Below are 4929 nucleotides of genomic sequence, written 5' to 3' on the forward strand. Positions count from 1 at the left end.
GGGTCACTCGAAGCGAAGCCGATCAGATGTGGGCTTCGGTGGTGAGCGAGGGCTTCAGCAGGTTGAAGCTCAGGGTTTGACTCTCGGTGCCTACCCGCTCATCGCCGAAACTGGCGATGGCCCCACCTGCTCCCATCTGCATCAAGGCCAGGCGAACCAGCGGGGAGTCGAGGTGGCTTGACTCAAGCCTGAGCCCGCCGAAGGTCAATGACAGACTGATGGCTTCTTCTGCTTTGACGCTGATCTCCAGCGTCAGGCCGCTGGTGCTGGACGACGCCAGGGCGAGCAGGAGTTTTTGCATCCCCGCTTGGAACTGCTCCGCATTGCCCATCACCGCCAGGGTCCGGCTGGGCAGGGCCAAGCCCAGGTCGATGGCCTTGCTTTGGGTTCGACACCATGCGTCGAGCTCCGTCAGCGCCTGCGCCAGGTCAAAGCCTTTCAGCTGCGGGGGCGCAATCGGTAGCGCCGCGCGCCCCTGAACGGCGGCGACCAGGTCCTCGGCCGAACGGGCGCCGTCGCTCAAGGCCTGGAGCAAGGCCAGCTGCACGCCGGAGGCGACGACCGCATCGCGCAGCGCCTCGCGCCGCTGCTCGGCGGCGATTCGATCGCTCGCATCACGCAGCACGACGGTGGTGATGCGGTGCGCACCGCCCCCCTGCTGAAAGACCACCGGCTCCACCGATCGGACCGCGCCATCGCCGCGGAACAGGCGCAGCACCCGCGCCGGGCGGCCGCTGCGCCGCCGCTCGTTGGCTTGGGCCATGGCCTCGTTGGCAAAGTCCAAGGCCATCCAGCCGGGGAGCACCGCCTCCGCAGGCTGGCCGAGCGCGCGCTCCACCGAGACGCCGAACAAGGCGGCGGCGGCCTTGTTCATCAGCCGCACCACGCCGGCCGAGTCCACGGAAACGATGGCATCCGAGGCCACCGACACCAGCTCGGCCACACGGCGATCGCCCAGCTCCTGCCAGTGCGCGGCGATGGCGTTGGCCGTCTCCTCGCGCTCGCTGCGCAGCTGCAAAAGCTTGCGCACCCGGGCCAGCAGCACGTCGGGCTTGAAGGGCTTGGCCAAGAAGTCAGAGGCGCCGACCGCAAAACCCAGGGTCTCGTGCTTGGCCTCGGCGTGAACGCTGACGAAGGCCACCGGCACCTGGCTCAGCACGGGGTCGGTCTGCATGGCCTGGCACACGGCGTAACCATCCAGCCGCGGCATCTGGGCATCCAGCAGCACCAGGTCGGGAACCTCTTTGTGCATCTGGGCGAGCGCTTCCTCGCCATCGGCCGCCGCCAGCAAGGTGGCGCCCAGCGGCGCCAGCGTCGAGCGGAGTGCCTCGATCGCCAGCGGGTCGTCGTCCACCAGCAGGATGCGCGCACTGCGCGGGTTCAGGGCGGCCGGCTGGCGGGCGCGCAGCGCCGACAGCCGCAGCAAGGCGCGCATGCGATCGACCAGCAGCTCCGGCTGGAACGGCTTGCGGATGAAGTCCTGGGCGCCGATCTGCAGCGCCGTGGCCTCCAGCGCTTCATCGCTGGCGCTGGTCACCAGGATCACCGGCAGCTGCGCGCTGGCGGGGCGGGCCCGGAGCTGCGCGAGCACCTCCATGCCCCCGAGGCCCGGCATGTTGACGTCGAGAATGAGCAGATCGGGCAGTTCCGACTCCACCGCCTGGAGCGCTTCGGCGCCGCTGCGCACAAAGCGCATGCGGGCGTAGGGTGCCAGGGTCTTGCTCAGGACCTGCAGCGTGACCGTGTCGTCATCCACCAGCAACAGTCTGGGCTTGTCGGCCATCGAGTCACCTCCTCATGACTATCCCGACGCTCCGGCTGGCGCCGTCTCGGTATTATCTGGGCACCAACCATAGCAAGGATCGGCTCGCGCGGCCGTCATATGCTGCGCCACGCCAGGATTCCCAACACGATGCAAGCTCAATTCAGCAGGGCATGGACATGGGTCGGGCTGCTGGGTCTGGTCGCTACGGGTCTGGTCGGCGGCGGCTTGAGCCTGGAGAACGAGCGCCGACTCGCGCAGGAGATGGAGCGCCAGGCGCAGCAGGTGGCGCAGCAGGTGGAGGCGCGCTTCGGCCTGTACGAGCACGGCTTGCGGGGCGCCCGCGGCGCCATCCTCGCCGGCGGCGGCGCAGAGATCCGTCGCCCGACCTTTGCCGCCTACTCGCAAAGCCGGGAGCTGTCGCGAGAGTTCCCGGGTGCCCGGGGCTTTGGCTTCATCCGGCGCTGGTCCCTTGGCCAGGATGAGGCCGAGCTGCGCCGCGCGCGCGCGGACGACATGCCGGATTTCCGGCTGCGCGAACTGACTCCGCACCCGGGCGAACGGTTCGTCATCGAGTACATCTACCCCCAGGCCAGCAACCAGGGCGCGACCGGCCTGGACATCGCCTCGGAACGCCATCGGCGCGAGGCAGCGGTGGCCGCGGCCCAGTCAGCCGCGCCGCGGCTGACGGCGCCGATCACCCTGGTGCAGGCCAACCAGAAGCCCCGGCAGGGCTTTCTGATGCTGCTGCCGGTCTACGCGCCGGGCGTGCTGCCACCCGACCCTGATGCAAGACTGGCCCGGACCCTGGGCTGGTCCTACGCGCCGCTGCTGGCCGACGAAGTGCTCAGACCCTTGCTCGAGGCGTTCCCGCTGGTGAGCATCAGCCTGGCGGAACACGATCAAGCCCAGGCCTTCTTCGCGACCCACCCGGACACGAGCGACATGGGGGACGCGGACATGGCTCGCGTTGAAAAGAGCCTGTCAGTGTTCGGCCGGACCTGGCGCCTGGAGCTGCAGTCCAGCCCCGCCCTGCGCGCCCAGTCGCGCCTCGCACCGGTCTGGCTGGTGCTGGTGCTCGGCGCCTTGATCAGCGGGCTGATCGCCCTGGTCACCCGCCTGGCGACGGCCCGGCCGAATGCCGAGGTCCTGGCTCAACAGGGCGGCACCCGGGTGGCGGACTTCGTTCGCAGCCCGCTGGCACGCTGGTCCTTGCTGGTCCTGCTGGCCCTGGGCGGGGCCTATGCGGCCTTCGTGGGCTGGCAGGTCAGGCAGTCGGTTGCCGCCCGCATCGAGCGCGAGCTGCAGCTGCTGGTCGACCAGCGCGCCAGCACCGGCGAGACCGCCATGAAAGGCCGCAAGGCCGCGTTGGTCTACCTGCGTGGAACGCCGCCGGTCGATGGGCTGGTGCGCAGCGACGCCAGCGGTCGCGACCCGCTGGATGGCAGCGCTGCCGCGCTGTGGCGCCAGCGCATGGGGCAGATCTTCGCGGCCTATGCGCAGGCCAACCCGGATGCCCAGGAGATCCGCTTGATCCGCCTGGAAGGCAGTGCCCTGCAACTGGTCACGTGGCGTCGGGAAGCCGTCGGCCCCGCTCGGGCGGGTGCTGTGTTGGTGGACCAATCGATGGACCCGGCGTCGCTCGGCACGCTGAACGATCTGCGCGCCCGTCTGCTGCGCGGCGAGGCCTGGACGCATCCAATCACGGCCGCCCCGCGCCCGGGCGCGCAAGGCGAGCCGCTGCGGCAGCTCATTCGCTACACCCAACCGGTGCTGGTCGACGGCAGGCTGTTCGGCGTGCTGGAAATGGACGTCGATGTCTCCGCGCGCTTCAGCGCCGAGAGCCTGCGCCTGCCCTGGGGCGGCAGCTTGCATGTGCTGAGCAGCGACGAGCGCTGGCTGACCCGCCAGGGCCCGTTGGAGGGGAACGCCGCCGACAGCTGGCGGGACCGCTACCGCCCCGGCTCGTTGGCGGTCGCCACCCCGCTCGACCGCTTGCGCGCCTGGCAGGGCGCCCAGGCCGAGGTGCTGAGCGTGGAAAGCGTCATCGACCCCAACCCTGGGGACCGAAGCGCCAGAGTCATCTACCGCGCGGTGGTGCCCAAGTCGGCCATGGACGACGCGGCGATGACGCAATGGCGCTCGCGGATGCTGCCACCGGCGTTGCTGGCGGGCCTGTTCTATGCGCTGATCTACCTGTACTGGCGCCTTCAACAGCGCCATCAGAGGCGACTCACGACGCTCAACGCCGACCTCGAGCGCCGCGTCGCCGAGCAGACCCGGGATTTGCAGAGCGAACGGAGCCGACTGAGCAACATCCTGGAGGGCACCGGGGCCGCCACCTGGGAGTGGAACGCGCAGACCGGGGAGACCCGCTTCAACGCCCGCTGGGCAGAGATACTGGGCTACCGCCCCGAGGCCCTGCTGCCGATGACCCGCGACGGCTGGATCGCGCTGATCCACCCCGAGGACCTGGCACGTACCCGGCAGCTGCTGGGTGCGCACCTGAAGGGTGAGAGCGCGCAATACGTTTGCGAAAGCCGGCTGCGCCACCAGGACCAGCACTGGGTCTGGACCCTGTCGGCCGGCCGGGTGATGAGCCGCACCCCCGATGGCCGGGCCGAGTGGGTCAGCGGCACCTTGCTGGACATTTCCGAGATGCGCGCCGCGCAGCAGGAGCGCGAGCGCTTTGCCAACCTGCTGCGCGGCGTGCTGCAGGCAGCGACCGACTTCTCCATCATCGCCACCGGGCCCGATGGCCTGATCACCGTCTTCAACGCCGGTGCCGAGCGCCTGCTGGGGTACCGCGCCGAGGAGATGGTCGGGCGGCAGACGCCGGCCCTCATTCACTTGCCCGAAGAGGTCATGCAGCGCGGCGTCGAGCTCAGCGCGGCCGAAGGCGTAGAGGTACAGGGCTTCCGAGTCTTCCTGCATGTGCCCGAGCGTGATGGCAGCGAGCAGCGCGAGTGGACCTATGTGCGCCAGGACGGCAGCCGGGTGCCGGTGTCGCTGACGGCGAGCGTGGTGCGCAGCGAGCGCGGCGAGATCGTCGGCTATCTGGGCATTGCGCAGGACATCTCGGCCCGGCTGGCCGCCGAGCAGGCGTTGCGCCATGCCAAGGCCGCCGCCGAGCAGGCCAGCGCCGCCAAAGGCATGTTCCTGGCCAA

The 4929-nt window shown here is 69.9% G+C and carries 2 protein-coding genes; one reads left to right on the forward strand and one right to left on the reverse strand.

The features are described 5' to 3' along the window. Nucleotides 1-22 precede the first annotated feature (22 nt). Nucleotides 23-1783 carry a response regulator gene (locus tag J7U46_RS23080; protein WP_282829597.1) on the reverse strand — a complete coding sequence of 587 codons (1761 nt, stop codon included), beginning with the start codon at nt 1781-1783 and terminating at the stop codon, nt 23-25. Between the two features lie 129 nt (nt 1784-1912). Between J7U46_RS23080 and J7U46_RS23085 the strand changes: the two genes are divergently transcribed. Further along, nucleotides 1913-4929: CHASE domain-containing protein (locus J7U46_RS23085; RefSeq protein WP_282829598.1), on the forward strand; the 3017-nt coding region annotated here is incomplete at its 3' end.

Source organism: Pelomonas sp. V22 (assembly GCF_030014915.1).
GTDB lineage: Bacteria > Pseudomonadota > Gammaproteobacteria > Burkholderiales > Burkholderiaceae_C > JAUASW01.

Coding starts and splice junctions, on each gene's coding strand:
- J7U46_RS23080 (WP_282829597.1), bottom strand. CDS start 1,783: ATGGCCGACAAGCCCAGACTGTTGCTGGTGGATGACGACACGGTCACG.